Source organism: Streptomyces sp. NPDC058086 (assembly GCF_042885015.1).
In the GTDB taxonomy this organism is placed as follows: domain Bacteria; phylum Actinomycetota; class Actinomycetes; order Streptomycetales; family Streptomycetaceae; genus Streptomyces.
Window position 1 is genome coordinate 62891 of record NZ_JBHVST010000052.1, and the last position, 18339, is coordinate 81229.

The 18339-nt window shown below is 68.3% G+C and carries 16 protein-coding genes and 5 pseudogenes; 10 read left to right on the forward strand and 11 right to left on the reverse strand.

Annotation, left to right across the window (positions count from 1 at the left end; all coding sequences use genetic code 11):
* Positions 1-158: 158 nt before the first annotated feature.
* Positions 159-710, reverse strand: coding sequence for a hypothetical protein (locus tag ACFVWD_RS33105; RefSeq protein ID WP_389601437.1), 552 nt, complete (start codon positions 708-710; stop codon positions 159-161).
* 149 nt (positions 711-859) lie between these two features.
* Between ACFVWD_RS33105 and ACFVWD_RS33110 the strand changes: the two are divergent.
* Positions 860-1372, forward strand: a pseudogene (locus tag ACFVWD_RS33110) (IS5 family transposase); the annotation flags it as partial.
* Positions 1373-1438: 66 nt separating this feature from the next.
* The gene (locus tag ACFVWD_RS33115) at positions 1439-1816 is read left to right on the forward strand and encodes a hypothetical protein (protein WP_389601439.1); all 378 of its coding nucleotides are present in this window, start codon (positions 1439-1441) and stop codon (positions 1814-1816) included.
* A 417-nt stretch (positions 1817-2233) separates the two neighbouring features.
* Here the strand turns inward: ACFVWD_RS33115 and ACFVWD_RS33120 are convergent, their stop codons facing one another.
* Both ACFVWD_RS33120 and ACFVWD_RS33125 read right to left on the reverse strand, forming a co-directional pair.
* Complete coding sequence (locus ACFVWD_RS33120; protein WP_389601441.1) at positions 2234-3439, reverse strand: low temperature requirement protein A; 1206 nt, start codon at positions 3437-3439, stop codon at positions 2234-2236.
* A 29-nt stretch (positions 3440-3468) separates the two neighbouring features.
* Positions 3469-4326 (reverse strand): MBL fold metallo-hydrolase, encoded by an 858-nt coding sequence (locus ACFVWD_RS33125; protein WP_389601443.1) that lies wholly within the window; start codon positions 4324-4326, stop codon positions 3469-3471.
* A 376-nt stretch (positions 4327-4702) separates the two neighbouring features.
* On the opposite strand from ACFVWD_RS33125, the gene ACFVWD_RS33130 reads away from it, so the two are divergent.
* Positions 4703-5533, forward strand: coding sequence for an aldo/keto reductase (locus ACFVWD_RS33130; RefSeq protein ID WP_389601445.1), 831 nt, complete (start codon positions 4703-4705; stop codon positions 5531-5533).
* Between the two features lie 28 nt (positions 5534-5561).
* On the forward strand, positions 5562-6005 hold the full coding sequence (locus tag ACFVWD_RS33135; protein ID WP_389601447.1) for a 4-oxalocrotonate tautomerase family protein: 444 nt from the start codon (positions 5562-5564) through the stop codon (positions 6003-6005).
* A gap of 12 nt (positions 6006-6017) precedes the next feature.
* On the opposite strand, the gene ACFVWD_RS33140 is transcribed toward ACFVWD_RS33135, so the two are convergent.
* On the reverse strand, positions 6018-6656 hold the full coding sequence (locus ACFVWD_RS33140) for an alpha/beta hydrolase family protein (RefSeq protein ID WP_389601448.1): 639 nt from the start codon (positions 6654-6656) through the stop codon (positions 6018-6020).
* Entirely contained in the window at positions 6653-7534 is an 882-nt protein-coding gene (locus ACFVWD_RS33145; RefSeq protein WP_389601450.1) for an alpha/beta fold hydrolase, read from the reverse strand. The genes ACFVWD_RS33140 and ACFVWD_RS33145 overlap by 4 nt, the downstream gene beginning before the upstream one ends.
* A gap of 120 nt (positions 7535-7654) precedes the next feature.
* Between ACFVWD_RS33145 and ACFVWD_RS33150 the strand changes: the two are divergent.
* A pseudogene (locus tag ACFVWD_RS33150) lies at positions 7655-7964 on the forward strand (alpha/beta fold hydrolase); the annotation flags it as partial.
* A gap of 104 nt (positions 7965-8068) precedes the next feature.
* On the opposite strand, the gene ACFVWD_RS33155 reads toward ACFVWD_RS33150, so the two are convergent.
* On the reverse strand, positions 8069-8947 hold the full coding sequence (locus tag ACFVWD_RS33155) for an alpha/beta fold hydrolase (protein WP_389601452.1): 879 nt from the start codon (positions 8945-8947) through the stop codon (positions 8069-8071).
* A gap of 151 nt (positions 8948-9098) precedes the next feature.
* Between ACFVWD_RS33155 and ACFVWD_RS33160 the strand changes: the two genes are divergently transcribed.
* The gene (locus ACFVWD_RS33160) at positions 9099-11882 is read left to right on the forward strand and encodes an AAA family ATPase (RefSeq protein ID WP_389601454.1); all 2784 of its coding nucleotides are present in this window, start codon (positions 9099-9101) and stop codon (positions 11880-11882) included.
* 205 nt (positions 11883-12087) lie between these two features.
* On the opposite strand, the pseudogene ACFVWD_RS33165 reads toward ACFVWD_RS33160, so the two are convergent.
* The 5 genes and pseudogenes from ACFVWD_RS33165 to ACFVWD_RS33185 all read right to left on the reverse strand — a co-directional run.
* A pseudogene (locus ACFVWD_RS33165) lies at positions 12088-12267 on the reverse strand (transposase); the annotation flags it as partial.
* Between the two features lie 269 nt (positions 12268-12536).
* The gene (locus ACFVWD_RS33170) at positions 12537-12761 is read right to left on the reverse strand and encodes a hypothetical protein (protein ID WP_389601456.1); all 225 of its coding nucleotides are present in this window, start codon (positions 12759-12761) and stop codon (positions 12537-12539) included.
* A gap of 674 nt (positions 12762-13435) precedes the next feature.
* A complete protein-coding gene (locus ACFVWD_RS33175; protein WP_389601457.1) occupies positions 13436-13885 on the reverse strand; it encodes a hypothetical protein in 450 nt (149 codons plus the stop codon).
* A 183-nt stretch (positions 13886-14068) separates the two neighbouring features.
* The gene (locus tag ACFVWD_RS33180) at positions 14069-14275 is read right to left on the reverse strand and encodes a hypothetical protein (protein WP_389601459.1); all 207 of its coding nucleotides are present in this window, start codon (positions 14273-14275) and stop codon (positions 14069-14071) included.
* A 233-nt stretch (positions 14276-14508) separates the two neighbouring features.
* A complete protein-coding gene (locus ACFVWD_RS33185) occupies positions 14509-14841 on the reverse strand; it encodes a hypothetical protein (RefSeq protein WP_389601460.1) in 333 nt (110 codons plus the stop codon).
* A 230-nt stretch (positions 14842-15071) separates the two neighbouring features.
* Here ACFVWD_RS33185 and ACFVWD_RS33190 point away from each other — a divergent pair.
* The 4 genes and pseudogenes from ACFVWD_RS33190 to ACFVWD_RS33205 form a co-directional block, all read left to right on the forward strand.
* A pseudogene (locus ACFVWD_RS33190) lies at positions 15072-15627 on the forward strand (site-specific integrase); the annotation flags it as partial.
* Between the two features lie 270 nt (positions 15628-15897).
* Positions 15898-16368: a hypothetical protein gene (locus tag ACFVWD_RS33195; protein ID WP_389601461.1), complete on the forward strand. Its 471-nt coding sequence runs from the start codon at positions 15898-15900 to the stop codon at positions 16366-16368.
* Between the two features lie 256 nt (positions 16369-16624).
* Complete coding sequence (locus tag ACFVWD_RS33200; protein WP_389601463.1) at positions 16625-17011, forward strand: VOC family protein; 387 nt, start codon at positions 16625-16627, stop codon at positions 17009-17011.
* Positions 17012-17727: 716 nt separating this feature from the next.
* Positions 17728-18339: pseudogene (locus ACFVWD_RS33205) on the forward strand (hypothetical protein); the annotation flags it as partial.

An 18339-nucleotide genomic window follows, 5' to 3' on the forward strand; every position in this document is an offset into this window, starting at 1 on the left:
GGTGTCTTTTCAACCGCATGATCGGCCAGCTCTACCACTGCCTCCAACAGAGCCATCGATATGGTGAGGCACTGGCCTTCCCAGTTCCACCCGACGAGGTGGGCACAGCGGCCGCATAGCCAGAGGCCGTATCTCACCGGCAGTGATCAGGAGCATGCCTAGCGGGGCAGGCGGCCCAGCACAGCACGGAACCTCTCCCGCCCTGCCGTGACGCTCGCGTCCCACAGGCCTGAGGCGTCACCGTTCAGCGAGAGGGACTGGAGCCGTTGTTCCTCGGCGAGAAGGCTGGCACCCGCCACGTTCTGGTCCAGCATCCCCATCGCGGTGAGCGCCGCATGGCCGCAGGACACCGCGTCATCAGCGCTTCCTGACCCGTGGGCCAGCAAGGCATACCGCAGGCAGAGGACAGCGAAGAAGGCGTAGGTGTCGGCGACATCAGTGATCCCCTCCTCGCCCGGCTGAAGCTCCGGGAACCGTTCCAGCAGGCGTACGCGCTCGGCGGCGTCGGCGAGCGGCCGGTCGACATACCAAAGATCGCGCACGGACTCCGCATAGAAGTCCAGGTCGGCTTCCCGACCCGGCTCGCCCGCCCGCAGGCCCACGAACAGTGGCGCCATACGTTCGGTGCAGGCGGAGACATACAGGCGAATCGCCTCGCCGCCTCCGTCACGAAGCGCCTTCGCGACGGCCTCCTCCACCAACGTCTCCACGTCCCACCCTCACCCCGTTCGAACAGATCGACAGGCTACACAGCGGGCTGACGGCCACAGCTTGACGAGTTGGGACCCTGAGTTGTCTCTTCAACCGCTTCATCGGGATGCTCTTCCACTGCCTCCAACACGGCGAGTACTACGACGAGGTGAAGGCCTTTCCCAACCAGCTTGGAGGAGCCCCTCCCGGCGCAAGCCGCTTGACGCGTTACCCGCGTGGGATGTCTGTGGACCGAGGCAAGAAAGTCTCGAAGATCCCTTCAGTCACAGAACAGAACGGTCTGCCCCTCTCGATCGGGATCTCCGCTGCAAACACCCACGACAGCCGGGGACTTGAACCCCTAGTGCGCGGGATTCGACCGATCCGATCCCGCCGCGGTCCCCGGCGGCGTAGGCCCGCCAAGCTCCATGCGGACAAGGGCTACGACTACGACCACCTGTGGCAATGGCTCCGAGCTCGCCATATCGTGCCGCGCATTGCCCGCAGGGGCATCGAGTCCTCGGCCCGACTGGGACGGCACCGGTGGACCGTCGAGCGGACCGTGAGCTGGGTGGGCGGATTCCGCCGCCTGCGCCGGCGTCACGAACGCGAGCCCGAGCACTTCCTCGCCTTCGCCGGCATCGCCGCAGCCCTCATCTGCTACCGCAGGCTCCCCACCTGAGGCTCCGAAAGTCTTGCCTTCTGGCCGTCGCTGGTCAGCGAAGTCGCGATCGGAGAGTCTGGGGGCATGCTGCTGCCGCTAACCCATGGGAAGACCGAGCTCATCGAGGTCGTCCGCATCACCGATCCGGCCAGGCACCTCAGTTCGGAGGACCTGGCGGGCGACACTGCCGCCATCTGGGAGGGCGACCAAGCCCAGCAGGCCCTGTCTCTGATCGCCGACCTACCAGGCAGTGAGCTGTACCGCTGCTTCCTCCCCGGCTGGGGAATCCGGGCGCACAACTCCACCGCTCAGCTCTTCGAGATCGCCTTCTGCTTCCGCTGTCACGGTGCCCGCATCTGGGGGCCGGACCTTCCTGTCGAACAACAAGGCCAGACCTTCGACGCGGAGAGCCCTGCCGCCCTTGAACTGCTGCGCCGGTTTCGCTCCTGCCTCCCGGACTGAAGTACAGGTCTCCCACGCCACTGGTAGCCGACCAGCCCGTCACGCATCACGCCGAATGCAACGTCGTCCACATCATGGAGCGGGTGGCGAGAATCGAACTCGCACTCTCAGCTTGGGAAGCGCCGGCGCCTGGGCGAGCCGTATGGCCCTGACCAGCACAGATGCCGGGTTCTTTGCGTGGTCGTGTGGGTCGGATCGCACCGCTGTCGACCGTGGGTTTCCGTCCTTACGGGCACGCGGTGGGCACGGAACCCCGGAAGGGGAGAGGTCGGTGCCGCTGACGGCGCTTGCTGCGCACGGGCGACTCGTGGGGAGATCAGCTGTTGAAGCGGCGTTGCGGTTGCGTACGTGTGGTCCCGACAGGAGCGTCGCGGACGCGCGCTGTCAGAGAACGAAGTACGTCCCGGCGTCGAGTGATCAGTCCGTCCGCCGCACGGCCCAGGTCTTCACTGCCGCCAGCGCCGCGGTGATGGTGGCCATCAGGGGAACGGCCGCGGAGGTCCAGGCCGCGCCCAGCACCAGAACCGCGGCCACGGGCGAGGCCGCCACGACGGGACCGCGCAGCGGCGGGCCTACGCGCAGCCACCAGACCGTCGCGATCCAGGCGGCGAGGGGTATCCCGACAGCCAAGCCCTGCTGCAGGTGGGTGACGTGCGCATGGCCGATGAGGGCGTCGACGGCGACGGCGAGTCCGGCGCCGATCGCCGCGGTCGAGGCGAAGACGAGGTAGTGGCCGTAGCCCCAGATGATCGTCGTGGACATGGAGCCCAGCATGCGCTGGGTGGTCCGGTCGAAGTAGAGCCACCACAGGCTGAAGATGAGCAGCAGACCGCTGCCGGCCAGGACCAGCAGGTCGACGTCGGTGCTGTCGCGCGAGTCGGCCGCGGTCTGCACCGCGATGGTCGCGGCCAGCACCGCCTCGCCGAGCACGATCATGGTGAACAGCCCGAACCGCTCGGTGATGTGCTCCGGGTGAAAGGTCGTCACCTGCGCCCGCTCGGCCCAGATCGGGACCAGCAACTCGCCCACGGCCAGCGCCAGCCCGACATAGAGGTACGTCGGCTGGTCGAAGGAGAGGCGAGCGACCCATCCGGCCTGTACCAGGGCGTAGCCGACGGCGTACCGCAGGGTGGTCGTGCGCCGTTCCGGATCGGCCCTGGCCGCCCGCAGCCACTGCATGACCATGGCCAGCCGCAGGATCACGTAGCCGAGGGTGATGACGAGATAGTCGCCGGACTCGAAGGCCCGGGGTACGCCGGCGGCCAAGGTCAGCGCCCCGGCGATCTGCACCATGGTCAGCAGGCGATAGGGGTCGTCGTCGTTGTCGTACGCGGAGGCGAACCAGGTGAAGTTTCCCCAGGCCCACCAGATCGCGAAGAACACCCAGAGGTAGTTGCCCACGGCATGGCCGAGGTGCCCACCGCTCAGGTCGTGATGCAGATGGGAGGCGGCCTGCGCGACGGCGGCGACGAAACAGAGGTCGAAGAACAGTTCCAGCGGGGTGGAGGACCGGTACGCCTCGTCGGTCCGGCGGGCCGTCATTCTGCGCAGGTTCAGCACCCGCGTGCCGCGGCCTTCCGCGGCCGGTTCCAGGCCGACCGCTTCTCTGGTCTCCCCGGGCATGGTTCGGCGATCCGTCCTGGCTGTCCGTGTCAGGTTCCGGTGCCGAGCAGGTCGTGGGCCGCGATCCACAGGGTGTAGGGGTTCGCCAGCTCGGGATGGGCGGCCGTCATACGGTCGATGAGCTCGCGCGGTGCGGAGCTGCGTTCCAGCGCTGTCTCGAAATCGGCCAGGTAGCGGCGGCTTTCGTCGATCTGGCGGCGTGCGTCGTCGTCGGGGGCCCGTGGATCGCGGTGGCCGGCGATCAGGGTGTCGGCCTCCAGCGCCGCCACGGCGTCCAGCGCCCGCGCCCAGTCGGCCCGGGAGTCCGGTGTCGATCCCATCAGCCACATGTGCGTCCGGTTGTAGACGACGTCACCGGAGACGACCAGGCTCAGGTCCGGGACATGGACGACGCTGGAATGCACGGTGTCGCTGGTCCCGACCGGGATCACCGTGGCCGACGATCCTCCGATCGGGATCGTGTTGCCGGTCAGCGGCCCGGGCGGGACGGGCTCGCCCGTCAACTGGCCGGGGAAGAACCCGCCCCAGATCTGCATGTACCCCGCTGAGATCTGCTCCTGCATCGCGGGGATGGACTCGGCCAGGGCCACCGGCCTCGCCTGCGGGAACGCCGCGAGGATCTCCGGCAGCCCGAGGAGGTGGTCGGCGTGCGGATGGGTGATGTACACGTACTCGGGCTCGCAGTCGTGGGACTTCACCCACGCCGCCAGCTCCCGGGCCTCCCGCACGGTGATGAGGCAGTCGACCAGCACGGCACCGTCGTCATCTCTGATCAGCGTCGATGTGGACGGCGGCCAGGTCGCCGGGCCCACCACCTCCTCGAATCCCGGTACCGCACTCGGGATCGGCTTGGGATCCACCACGAACACGTCAAAGTCAAGGCTCATCGTCTTCTCCGGCATCGCTGACTCAGCTGGCTCTCATGGTCACCCTGGGGGACGGCGGCGGAGTATCAGCATGTTGACTGCACTGCTAGGGCCTGTCAGGCGGATCATGTTGCAGACGCGGGGTCTGGCACGCCGATCTGCGGCGTTGTCGTCGGTTGCCGACTCCCCCGAGCTATCGGCTTCGCTCGAGCAGGGGACCCCCATGGCGTCGACGCCCTCCTCCGCCTTGCAGCTCGACGCACCAGACCCCGCTCACGTGCGCTGATTTGCGCCGTTGCTTTCCTGCTACCTGACCCGCCGGACAGACCCTGGCCGCGGCCGGTTGCAGTCATGTTGCTGATACCACCCCACGGTGCGTTGCCGGATGCTGTTGCTCATGAACCTGAACGCAGCCACATCCGGGGGCGGCGCGCGCCTGCTGGCGGACGGGAACCAGGTGCCAGTGCTCGGCCTCGGCGTCTGGCAGGTGCCAGCCGGGCGTGAGTGCGTCAACGCCGTGCGCTGGGCGCTCGACGCCGGCTACCGGCATATCGACACGGCTCAGGCATACGGCAACGAGGAAAGCGTCGGCCGCGCCCTCCGCGACAGCGGCGTACCGCGCGACCAGGTGTTCATCACCACGAAGTTCCACCCACGGGGCAACGATCCGGTCGCCCAGGCAGAAGGCAGCCTTCGTCGTCTCGGCCTGGAGCAGATCGACCTCTACCTGGTCCACTGGCCCGAGGGCGGCCCGACCCGGGCCTGGGCCGGCATGGAACGTGCCCAGGAGCGGGGACTGGCCCGTTCCATCGGGGTCTCCAACTACGACGCGGCCGAACTCGAGGCCGTGATCGCCGCGGGAACAGTTCCGCCCGCCGTCAACCAGATCCTGTTCAACCCGCGGCACCGTCGGCGGGCGCTCCTGGACGCCTGCGGTCGGTTCGACGTCGCTGTCGAGGCCTACAGCCCGCTGGGCACCGGCCGGTACGTCGACGACACCACCGTGGCCGGGATCGCCCGACGGACGGGCCGGACACCGGCACAGGTGCTGCTGCGCTGGGGCCTGCAGCACGGACTCGTGGTCGTGGCGAAATCAACGCACCGCGACCGCATCCACGAGAACGCGCAGATCCACGACTTCACCCTGTCGGCCGACGACATGGCCGAACTCGACGCGCTCGACCGGACCGGCGGCACCGACCGCGCGCTCGAAGCCAAGTGGTGGTAGCACCCAAGGAGTACCCAAGGAGTACGCAATGCCCATGATCGACGTGTACGCCACAGCGGGCACATTCACGGACGGGCACCAGCTCGCCAAGGACCTCGCTGCCACCCTGATGGCCATCGAGGAGGTTCCGGACATCCCGATGTTCCGCCAGAACACCGCGGCCTTCATCCACGAGTTGCCGGCAGGCGACCTGTCGAACGTCGATGGCGCGTCCACCTACGTACGCGTGCAGGTGCTGACCAACGCGGGTGCTCTCGACCGCGACAAACAGATCGCGGTGGTGAGCCGGTTCACCGGCATGGTCGCGGAGGCCGCCGACGACCCGACGCTCGCGGACCGCACCTGGGTGTTGCTGACCGAGGCCGTGCCCGGTGGGTGGGGGCTGGGCGGTCACGCGAACACCAACGACGAACTCGTCGCCGCGGCGCGCAAGCAGATCGCGGAGCTGCAGGCGATGGCCGGGGACCAGTGATGTAGGCGACGGTCACGCCTGTTCGAGGATCCAGGCTTCCGCCAGCGTGGTCCATATCGCGGCCTCGCCGGCGTTCCGGGCGAGGCCGAGGCTGTGCGGGCCATGGGCGAACACGTGTACGGCGTGGGGGACTTGGCCGGCCGCGAGCGCCGCGGCGAGGCGGTAGGTGTGTTCGGCGGGGACATAGGGGTCCTCCGCGGTGTGCCAGACGAAGAACGGCGGCGACTGGGGCGTGACCAGCGAGTCCAGCGATGTCGACCGGCGCAGCTCGGGGCCGGCGTCCTCGCCGAGAAGGATCGCCCGGGCCGGACGGTAGGTCTCGGTCTCCATCGAGGTGATGGCGTAACCGAGCACGGCGAAGTCCACCGCCTCATCGGGCGAGGCGCCCGGCGCGAGGGCGGCCAGCCCGGCCAGATGACCTCCCGCGGAGAACCTGATGAGACCGATGCGCTGTGCGCCGGCCGCCCGCCGGCGGCGGATCTCGGCGCGCAGCGCGTTGAGCGGCTCCGGGTGCCGGGCGCGGAGCGGATAGCGGAACACGCTCGCCCGCACGCCCAGGTCGCCGAGCCAGTCCACCACCGGCTCGGCCTCGTGCGAAGCGTGTTCGGCGTACCCGCCGCCGGGCAGGACGATCATGTGGGTGCCGGTCATCGAGGGCCGCCGAGGAAGGCGTCGACGTCCGCGGCGAATTCCGCGTGGTGCTGGAACAGGAACCCGTGCGCCGAGTCGGGATAGATCTTCACGCGGGCCTGCGGGATCAGACCCGCGAGCAGGTGGGAGTAGTGCGGCAGGATCATCGGGTCGCTGTCGCCGTTCGCCACGAACACGGGCATCCTCAGACAGCTGAGCCGCTGGAGCTTCGCGTGATCGGGGATCCCCCACGTGCACACCGCGTCGTACTGCGCCTCGCGGGTCGCCCAGTTGGTCGCCGTGTCCCGGTCTTCGCTCCGGGCGCCGTAGATCCGCTGCAGAGTTTGCCGGCCGGCCTGCAGGCTTGCCGGGGATCCGGTGAAGAAGACGCTCAAGTATTCCGCAGGGCTGGTTTCAGGGTTGCCGACAGCGTCGATGACCTCGGGGGCCCAGCCGTGCATGCCGTCGGCGCCCTGCGGCGCCGAGGAGGCGAGGACCAGCCTTCTGACGAGCGCCGGCCTGGTCAGGGCGATCTGCTGCGCGACGAAGCTGCCGAGGGAGAATCCCAGTACATCGACCGGGCCCTGGCCAAGGCCCAGGGCTCCGATCGCCTCGATGAAGGCGATGACGTCGTGTGCCATCTGGTCCGCGGTGTTCGGAGTCGTCCCGGTGGAGCCGCCGACTCCGGCGTTGTCGAAGGCGATGACACGCCGGGCCGGTGCCAGCGCGTCGATCAGCGCCGGATCCCAGTTGTCGAGGTTTCCACGGAAGTGCTGGAGAAGGACCAGCGGCACACCGGAGGCATCGTCCGTCGGGCCGGTGTCGCGGTACGTGTAGTCGATGCCGTTCGCGGCCTTGACCCGCTCGTTCGGCAGACCTGAGTACGAGTTGAGCTCCATGACCCGAGCGAATCAGCCGCGGCGCGGCGGCGGAATCCGCATGTTGACTGCACCGGGCCGCCGCGGGGGAGGTGCAGTCAGGTTGCGGATACCTGGGTCGGCCCAAGCCCGCGCACAGTCGGCCACCCGTTGAACGGCCACTCCTGGGAACGGCAGGAACGCGTCCTGTCGGCCGCCGGATACCGGGTGATCACCTACGACCGGCGGGGGTGTTCGGCCCGTCGAGCAAGCCCGCGACCGGCTACGACCGGCGCGGTGCTCGGCGGGTTCTCGATGGGCACCGGGCACGTACGGCTCGGGCAGGGTGGACAAGGCCGTGCTGATCGGGACGGTCCCGCCGTTCCTGCTGAAGGCGGCCGACAATCCTGAGGGCGTCGACGGCCAGGCGTTCGAGGCCACGGCGGGACGACTGCCCGCCGTGGTCGCGGATCTCAGGCTGGTCAGCGTCGGGGGCGGCCCGCACAACATCTGCTGGACGCACCACGAAGAGGTCAACCAGCCTCTGCTGGAGTTCCTCGCCGCCTGACGTACGCGTCACAGGGCTTGCAGAAAGCCGACGAGCAGTTGGTTGACCTGGGCGGCGTGCGTCCAGATGATCGCGTGCCCGCCGTCCGGAATCACCGCGAGGCGGGCGTCGGCCAGCATCACGGCCAGGCGGTTCCCGGTCGCGCCGGGCGGCATGACCCTGTCCTGAGCGCCCTGCACGATCAGGACGGGGATCGTGATGCGGGCGACGTCGTCCCGGAAGTCCTCCCGCCAAGCGACCGCGCAGCCCAGGGCCGCGACCGCGGACACCCGGAGCGCGACGTGGAAGCTGTTCTGCCACGCCTGGTCGCTCACCCGGCTCCCGCCGAGCAGGTCGGTGTTGCGGTAGTCGGTGTTGTAGTAGTCGATGTTGTAGTACCGGTCCAGGTAGGCCTTGATCGCCGCCGGGCGGTCGGCGGACAGCTCGCCGAGGAAGGCGTCGAGGACGCCGGGGGCGATGCCCTCCGGGTTGGCGTCGGAACGGGGCAGGAACGGCGGCAGAGGCGCCAGCAGCGCCACGCCGCGGACCCGCCGCTGCCTTCCCAGGTACCGGGTCAGTTCCCCGGTGCCGGAGCAGCAGCCGACGAGCACCGCGTCCAGCACATCCAGGACTTCCAGCAGTATGTTCAGGTCCGCGGCCAGCGTGTCGTAGTCGTAGCCCACCGTCGGCCGGCCGGAGTCGCCGCCGCCGCGCCGGTCGTAGCTGATGACGCGGTACCCGGCCATGAGCAGAGCCGCTTCCTGCTTCTCCCACGAGCGCCCGTCGGCGAGGTAGCCGTGGACCAGGACGACGGGCGGGCCCGCGCCGTGGTCCTCGTAGTGGATCCGGATGTCACCGGTGTTCTCCCGGCCGACCATGACATACGGCATCACGAACCCGCGTTCCATCGCGCGCAGGGGACAGCATCCATACACTCAACCCTGTGCCGCGCAGCGGCCGTCCGGTATCCGCAACCTGACTGCACACGGCCTCGCGTGACCGGATCACCTTGGCTGTGTGCGGGCCTGTATTCGGCCGGGTGAGGGTGGCGATTCCGCGATGACCCGCAAGGACACGAACGTGATCGGGCGGCGAGAGGAGCTGTCCCTGCTACGGGAACTGATCGCCCCGCCCCACAAGGAAAGCCACGTTCTGCTGCTCCTGGGCGATCCGGGTCTGGGCAAGACCGTCCTGCTGGCCGAAGCCGCGCGCGAGGCCCAGGCGGCGGGGATGCGGGTGCTGGCGACCACCGGCACGGAGTCGGAGAAGGACCTGGCGTTCGCCGGGCTGCACCAGCTGCTACGCCCGGTGCTGGACCGCGTGGCCCGCCTGCCGACCCGTCAGGCCGAGGCGCTGCGCGGTGCGTTCGGGCTCTCCGACGCCCCCGCGCCGCCCGACGCCCTGCTCACCGGGATCGCCGTACTCACCCTGCTGTCCGAGCTGTCCGACGAGCAGCCGCTGCTGGTGGCAGCCGACGATGCGCAATGGCTGGACCGTGCCTCCCTCGACGCGCTCGCCTTCGCCGCTCGCCGCCTGGAATCGGAGCAGCTCGTGCTGCTGGTCGGCGCCCGCGGGAACGTACCTCCCGCCGGTTTCGAGCGGGACCTGCCGCAGCTCCTGCTGCGACCACTCACCCGGTCGGACGCGGGCCTGCTCCTGGACGCGCTACCGCGCCCGCCGCACGGTCGGCTGCGTGAACAGGTGCTGGCCCAGGCGGTCGGCAACCCACTGGCACTGATCGAGCTGGCCAGGGTGATCGCCACGGATCCCGACGCGGGGCGCCGATGGACCGCCGAGCCGCTGCCGTTGACCGGGCAACTGACCGCCCTCATGGCCGCCCAGTACATCACTCTGCCCTCGGCGGCCCGATCCGCGCTGCTGCTCGCCGCGGCCGTCGACAGCCCGGACCTGACCACGGCGGTACCAGGGCTTTCCGCCGACGCGCTCGCCCCGGCGGAAGCGGCGGGCCTGATCCGGCTGGACACGCCGGGCCCTCGGTTCGCCCATCCGCTCACCCGGTCGGCCGTCTACCATGCCGTGCCCTTCGCCGAGCGGGCCGCGGCGCACCGACAGGTCGCCGACGCGCTCCGCGACCAGCCCGACCGCCACGCCTGGCACCTGGCGGCCGCCGCGCTGGAACCCGACGAGCACCTGGCCGCACTGCTCGAAGACAGCGCGGCCCAGGCACAGCGCCGCGGCGGCGCCGCCGCGGCGGCACGCGCCCTCGAACGCGCCGCCGAGCTGAGCCCCGGCGAACCCGACAAGGCCCGGCGACTGCTGGCCGCCGCCGAACTCGCCCTGCCCGCCGGACAGGCCGACTGGGTACGCGAACTGGCGGGCAGGGTACTCACGCTGACCTCCGACCCGGACCTGCGCATCGCCGCCCGGCTGGACATAGGCTGGTCCCTGCTGTGGTCCAACCGCAACGCCGACGCGTTCGACACACTCCTGTCCGTCGCCGCCGAGGCATCCCCGAGGCTACCGGCCATCGCGTGGCAGGCCGCCTGGATGTCCGCCACGGTCGCCCACCAGACCGGACTCCCCGAACTCTGCGCCAAGGCACGTGCCGCCCTCGACGTGCTCGACTCCCAGGACGGGCCACCGCCGTCGGCCGAGGACTGGCCCGCCGGCCGCGCCGACGAGTACCGGATCTGGATCCGGGCCTGCACGGACCCGTTCGGCGAAAGAGCCGACACCGTCCCCCGCCTGCGGCGCACGGCGGGAGGATCCCTCTCGGACCCGGGTACGCTCGGCGCGGCGGCCTGGGTCCTGGACGAAACCGAACTGGCGGTCAGGGTGCTGCGCGAAGCCCTCAGCCGGCTGCGCGCCCCGGGCGTGCGCGGTGCGAGCGGCGGCGTGCTGTCGGCACTGGAATGGGCATGTGTCGACAGCGGGCGCTGGGACGACGCACTCGCCGCCGCCCGAGAGGCGGGCGACATCGCCGCCGCCTACAAGATGGAAACCGTCGCGGGCTCGGCCGACCTCACCACGGCCATCGTGGCGGCCATGCGCGGCGAACACGACCAGCTGGCACCGCTGCTGGCCCGCGTGCGCGCCGCCGTGGACACCTCCGAATACCGCGGGTTCGCCGCCAGGATCTGGCAGACGGCAGGTCTCGCCGCTCTGGCCCAGGGCAACTACGTGACCGCGTACGCGCAGCTCAGCCAGCTCTTCGCCGCCGACGGCACACCCCTGCACCATCACTTCTCGTACCTCGCCGTCGCCGACCTCGCCGCTGCGGCGGTGCGCGCCGAACGGCGCCTCGAAGCACGTACGTTGCTGGAGCGAGCGCTGGCTCGCCTGGACCCCGCGCCCGGGCCGCGCCTCGAACAACTCACGGCCCGCGCCCGAGGACTGCTCGCCGAGCCCGACAGCGCCGAAGCCCACTTCGCCGCGCCCTTGGCCGATCCCACCGGAGACACGTGGCCGTTCGAACGGGCCCAGCTTCAGCTGGACTACGGGGAATGGTTGCGCCGGCAGCGACGGATCAACGACGCCAAGCCCATCCTCGTGACCGCCCTGGAAACGTTCCGCCGTCTGGGCGCGGCACCGTGGACCCGGCGCGCGGAATCCGAGCTGCGTGCCTGCGGCGTAACGGTGCAAGCCCCGCAGGGCGCCCCGGGCGCCCCGGGCGCGCTGGACGGCCTCACTGCTCAACAGCGCGAGATCGTCATCCTCGCCGGACACGGCCTGACCAACGGCGAGATCGCCGACCGTCTGTTCCTGTCCCCCCGCACCGTCGCCTCACACCTGTACCGCTCCTACCCCAAGCTCGGCATCGCCGGCCGTCGCCAACTCCGCGACATCATCGACCAGCAGATCACACCACGGGTCGACCGCTAGCGCGCCGACGATCCGGCAGCCGTCGCGGCAATGACCTGGGGTTTCATATGGAGCGGGTGACGAGAATCGAACTCGCACTCTCAGCTTGGGAAGCGACGGCGCTTCGGCGGGGAAACGGCTTCTGACCTGGTCATACGCGCTCGAAGGCGGACCTCAACGAGGCGGGGGCGAGCCGCTGTTGACCTTGGTTGTCCGCTCTGGAATGCGGTGTGGGCTGATGCTTGCCCTCGTCCCGGCCGAACATGTGGCAAAAGGACGGGTCAGCACACGTGTTGGCGTCCGGCCGCAGCCACGGCGAGACATCCACAGCCAGCATCAGCCGACCATCCGCCGCCCTCGGCAACGGCACCCCGACCAGAGCACGACGCAACCTTGCGACATCGATCAGCGCGATGCCAGCGGCCCGCTTTTCACAGTTACCCCCCTTGTTCCTTCATCTCTTGGAAAATCTTGAGCGCCCCCATAGAGGGCTCTTACCTCGGCTATGGAGTCGGACAGTCGAAGTCGGCGATGTAGTCGTAGAAGAGCTTGACGATTGAAGTAGCACAGCAAGACGGCTGTGAAGCCATGGGCCGCGCGGTCTCAGCACGAGGCGCCCCGACCCTCCCGAAGGAGAGCCTGGACGCCTCTTTCCTCGCGAGATCGGGGGAGCCTCTACGGGTTTGACCCGGCGAGGGAGCCATGGGGCCTCGGTACGTCCCGCCACTCGACGACGAGGGCGTCCAGGGTCTGGAGGAAGGCGGTGTGTGTCTCGGCGTCGTTGACGGCCTCGATCACCTCGCCGAGGAACTCGTAGGCTTGCTCGGGCGTTGCTCGCAGCCTGGTACGTACGGCGCTGACCGCCTGGGGGCATGAGGGCATGGTCGAGGTGACGGTCATTCCGGTCGCTTCGAGGCCCTGGAGGGACGGCAGCGGTCAGGGGCAGTCGCTGGGGTTGCGGTACTGCACTGCTGTGCAGCTCGCTTCGCTGCCGTGTTCCGGGCGTGAGCTTCGCGTCGTAGTCGCCGTTCGTAGTCGGCGATCTGACGGGCCACGGGAACGCTGGTAGCAGTTGGGATCAACCGCTCACTTTCACGATCCACCAAGAAAGGGCCGTTGCCTCCCAACCGAGGGCGCTGTTCACTCTGTCCATCACCGACCGCTCCCCAGTAGCAGATCCACCCGAACGGCAAGTCCTCTACGCGCAAGATCTGAAGGTCGTACTCGATGCAGCCCCGTATGCCTTCGATCTCGGCAAGCACCAGTCGGCGCGCGTCCTCCTCAGTCAGCATCGCCCGATGATGACATGGTGCCTCCATATGCCGGGACGTCTCACACGCATCGCGTAGCACCGCTTCAGGAGCGAGGTTGGGCGGTCCCGAGCCGACCTTGGGTTCCTTGTCCTGAGCAGAGTCCGGCATCACGTACCGTCGCGCACCCTGATTCACCGTGGGACGCCGCACGTTCTGGCACGGTTGTGGCACGACCGCTCTTCGTCCTGGAGCGGTCGGCCCGTGTTTCGCCGCTGTTTTCCGTTCGATGGGTCACCCGGGGAGCGAACCCGTTGCCGCCTGTCACAGCGGGTCGACACCCCAGATCTTGATGGGCTCGTACGTTCCATCGCGGAAGTCGAAGACAGTCGCTTCGGTGTCGAATATGTGGCGGAAGTGGCCCCCATGGCCGGGTTGCGCGATGTGTGGGGCCAGCAGGTCCAACAGGCTCCGGAGGTAAAGCATGGAGTCATCAATCCAGCCGTTGCGTGCGAAAAGTTCCCATTCGTACCGCTCCCCGGACCTCGTGAACTCTTGCACCTCGCGACGCAGGGACACGACGTCTCCACCGGGCACCCGGCGGTTGGCGTAGTCACCGGGAACGAGTAGTGGGTACAGGTATCCGTCTTGGTCGTCGAGACCTTCGGGGAACTCGGCGTCCATGCCCAAGTGCCACCGCAGGGCGGCCATGACCCATTCGGGGGTGTCGTCGCGCAAGTAGCAGGAAAAGACGACCTCGTAGCGCTCACTCATGGACGGCATTGTGCACGGCAGGACCGACACCGCCACGACGGTCGTGCTTCCACGTGCCCCTCGATGCGAACTACGGGCGGGATGGTCGCTGAGGTCTGCCGGGCTGGTCAGTCGCGGGTCTGGGGTCAGTAGCGGTCGGTCACGGTCGCGGTGGTTGCTGTACTCCGTTGCTGTACCGCAGCTCTACACCCTGTCGTCCCGCTCCAAGATCAGGCTGATCGATCCATCCTCAAGATTGATGCCGCTCTCAAGATGTTCGTGGTAGCCGTCTCGGAGCTCGGGATCAGCGAGGCCAATGAGCCGCTCCGCAAGGTCCCGCAGCCCGGCTGCGTTGGCCGCAATGGTGATTTCGGTGGCTGAGCCGTACACCTTGATCCGAGGTTCATCCATGGCGTCACGCTACCGGCGGTTGACGGAGTCTTGATGGGCGAGCCAACCCTCCTGAACAATGTTGAAAACCGTCGTGGCAGCGATGTCACCGTGGGTTCAAATCCCACACCCATCACAGGCGAACGGCCCCTGACCAGGAAATACGGTCGGGGGCCGTCGTCGTGGGCATTGCCTGTGGGACACCGCTGTTCCCCGTGATTCCCCGGTCTATCCGGCAGGGATGGGGCACGACGCTAGGGCGTGATCCATTCTGCCCAACCAAAGGTGAACTTGTATGCGGCGCGTACGGCGTCCCGCCCTCGGCTACCGGCCAGGAGCGCTACAGCCAGGGCGACGACGAACAGCGAGGCAAAGGCGCCAGCGATGATCACGCCCGTCCTCGGCGACCAGACGACGCCCACAAAGACGCTTGCGATGATCGTGATCGCCAAGCCCATGTGGGCGATGGGCAGTTCCACACGAAACAGATTCCGCATCGCACCCCGTGATGCCTGCATGTCTGCGTTGTAGCGCTCTCTTGCCGCATCAGGATCGGCGTTCGATCCCTCCGGCCATTGCTGGTCCACGAGCATCCTCCCCTTCGCCCCCTGGCCGGGAGCTTAGACCTCGGCCTTGTCCCCATCACCTCAGCCCACCACTGGTCGGACCGTCCAGGTGATGCGTGTACCACCCTGGTTGATAGCGACCGTGCAGGGCTCTGAGCACAGGAGAGCTCTCCTCGTCTCGATGCGGCCCTCGTACAGCCATTCCCAGGCTTCGTCGGAGGCTCTGGAGTCCAGCGCTGGTGTGATGGTGCGTTGATGACGAGCTGATCCAGCGCAACCTGTGCCGGATCAAGGGCGCCGGTAAGGAGAAGGCGGCCGAGCGGCGCATCGCCACCGTCGCCCAGGTCGACGCGCTCGCCGAAGCCGTGGGGATGTGGTGGCGGCTCATGGTCCATCTCGGAGCCTACGGTCCGATGCGGCCGGAAGAACTGGCGGGTCTTCGTCGCCGGGACGTCGACCTCGACACCCTCCGCGTTCCGGAAGGGAGCTCCCTTGCGGCGCAGCGCGTTCGGCCGGAAGTGGCGGAGGGCGCGGGAGATCGGCGGCATGTCTGAGGGCCTTCGGCTCTACGACCTTCGGTACGCCGGGCACACCCTCTCCACCCGTTCCGGTGCCACTCTCAAAGACACGGTGGTGCGTGCCGGGCAGTCGTCCGAGAAGGCGGCGCTGATCTATCAGCACTCCGACGACGAGCGACAGGAAGAGGTCGCCGCGGGCCTCGACGCCACCGTCCGGAAGGCTCGGGCGGCGACCACCGAAATGGCACCCGACAAGCGTTCTGGCACGGATCTGGCACGCGGCAACTGATCACCACGGACAGCAAAAGGCCCGGGTCTCTGACCTGGGCCTTTGTCATGGAGCGGGTGACGAGAATCGAACTCGCACTCTCAGCTTGGGAAGCTGAGGTGATCTAGGAGCCGTTGCTCGGCTGACCTGCGGCGGAGCCGCGACAGTGCGAGGGATGGCGCCGAAACTTTGCCCGGTGTTCCCCGTGGTTCCCCGCAGGATCTGGCACGGTTCTGGCACGACACGTAACTCTGTGGCCGCAGTGCGGCGTCCCGACCGATGATTGGGCCCATGGATGCTGTCGTTCAGCGGGTGCGCACGTCGTGGACGAAGAAGTCGCGTGGCGGTTCTGAAGCTGCTCACAGAAACGCCGCCCCGACGGCCTTCTTGCTGCCTCCGGGCTTGAGTTCTGCCCTCCACGAGGTCGCCATGCGGGAGTCCGATTCCTTTGAGCCTCGAATACAGATGCGGGATCTGTCGGCACCCGGGACGATCCTCCGCGAGGCCGATGGGCTACTGCGCGTGGATCCTCCAGAGGTGAGCATGTTTGCCATGCCACGACGCAACCGGTGCCCGCCTGCCGTTCGTCTGGCTCCCGGCCAATGGCTGCAATGGCAGATCAACTACCGGTTCGTCGGCCGTTGTGACGGGGGCTGGTCCTATCGACTGGAGACGTTCAACATCCTTTATGGCTCTGCGATGCCCGACGTGTTCCTGGGTGTGCCGGCACGCCACGTAGACGAGCGGCGGTCCCTGCGCTGAACTCTGCGGCACCACTCACGTCGAAGGTCTCTTGGCTCCGCTGCATGCGCTTCAGGAGCGGGGTGTGCCCTTGTGGGTGGAAGATAACGAGCTCATCGTTGATGACCCCGGTCCATAGGGGTCCAGGAAGGGTCCTCGTTCCCCTGGTTCTCGGTCGCAGGTCGGAGCTGGACGGGACCAGAGACGGATGGCGCCGGCCCGGGCGGTTGCTAGCGTGGAAAGTGGTTCTGGCACCCAGGGGGAAGGAGGCTGACCGATGGCAGTCGAACTCAACCACACGATCGTCGCCGCGCACGACAAGATGGTGTCCGCACGGTTCCTCGCGGATCTGCTGGGTTTGGAGGTGGCACCGGAGTACGGTCCGTTCGTCCCGGTGCAGATGCCGAACGGCGTGACGCTGGACTACATGGACACGGCCGAGTCGATCAGCCCACAGCACTATGCGTTCCTGGTCTCCGAGGACGACTTCGACGCGATCTTCGCCCGTATCGGCGAGGCGGGCCTGACCTACTGGGCGGACCCGCATCACCACCACCCCGGCGAGATCAACCACAACGATGACGGCCGCGGGGCGTACTTCGACGACCCCAACGGACACAACCTGGAGATTCTGACCAGGCCGTACGGCAGCGGCGAGGAGTGACCCCGGAGCGGTGCCGGGAGCAGGAGGCCCCTCGGCGACCGTGTGCCCAGGGCACCGTTCGGACCACGACTCCACTAACACAGACCCGAGTTCCCGTCCCCGGTGCGCGGTGATCTCGCCTGGCGTTTGTCTGGGGATGGGGCGCGGCCCGCTCGTCACCGGGGTGTAGGCGGTGCCGTGGTGGCCTCCTTCGGCTATGGCGGCTCTGGGAGCTGCTTCTCCCGCCAGGCGAGGGCGGCGTTGCCGGTTGGCTGGTGGAGCGGGAGCACGTTTGCCGTGGCAGCTGTATTCGTCGCCTACGCCTTGTCCTGCGGCTGCTCCTGAGCGGTCAGGCTGGCCACAAGCTTGAAGACCGTCGTGGCAGCGATGTCACCGTGGGTTCAAATCCCACACCCACCGCAGGTGAACGGCCCCTGACCAGTTGAATCGGTCGGGGGTCGTTCTCGTGCGCGCTGTCCGTCAAGCACCGTGGTTCCCCGTCAGTTACCGGTCGATCGGGCACGACAGGGCACGGGTACCTTCTGCTCCGTAGGATCGGGCAGCTTGTCGGGAGGGTCCTCACCCCTTCCCTGGATTGACTGCCGACCGTGGTGATCATCGGCCTCGGTGTGCCGTCGTTGCCGTCAGGGTTGCCGTCGCTCACGGATCACGGATGGCTGTGCCGCCGGGCAAGCGGAAGGGCCCACAGCATCTTTGGTCGTGGATATTCTCTGGCGATGTCGAACCAGTCAGTGGCAGCGGGAGTCGGTCTCGCTCGTGTGATGGCGCACTGCGGCGGAAGCCCGGTCAGCGCCGTGGAGTTTCTGGTGGGGGCGATAGCCTCAGCACCGGCGGACCCGGAGCCCTATGCGGCCCTCGCCGAGTTGTGGCGAGACCGGCGCGCGGAACTGGAGGGGGGCCTCGAAGGGGACGGTTCCTTGAGCGCTGTGTTGGCGCAGGCGTACTTCCTGTTCCTCGAAGGAAACATGGACGACGCGGTGATGGCCCTCGGTTCGGTCACGGGGGTACGGCCCGACGTGGCGTGGGGTGCTGCCCCATGGTTCGGCGATGCGCGCTTTCTCGGCACGGTGAGTTCCGAGGCGCTGGCCGAGGCGTGTCTGCGGACGTTGGACCACGGCCCCGACGTGGATACCGACGAGATGCGTGAGCGATTCGTGCCCTGGTTTCATGCCATCGACGTGGTGTCCGAGCGGAGTCCCACGCCGGAGTCGCTGGCCGCCATGGCCCGGCTGTCCCGGGCCTGCGGTCGCTACGAGCTGTCCTTCGCCCTGTGCGACCGCGCCGATGCCACTGATCGGGTCATGTGGACCGCGGTCGCACGAGCGGCC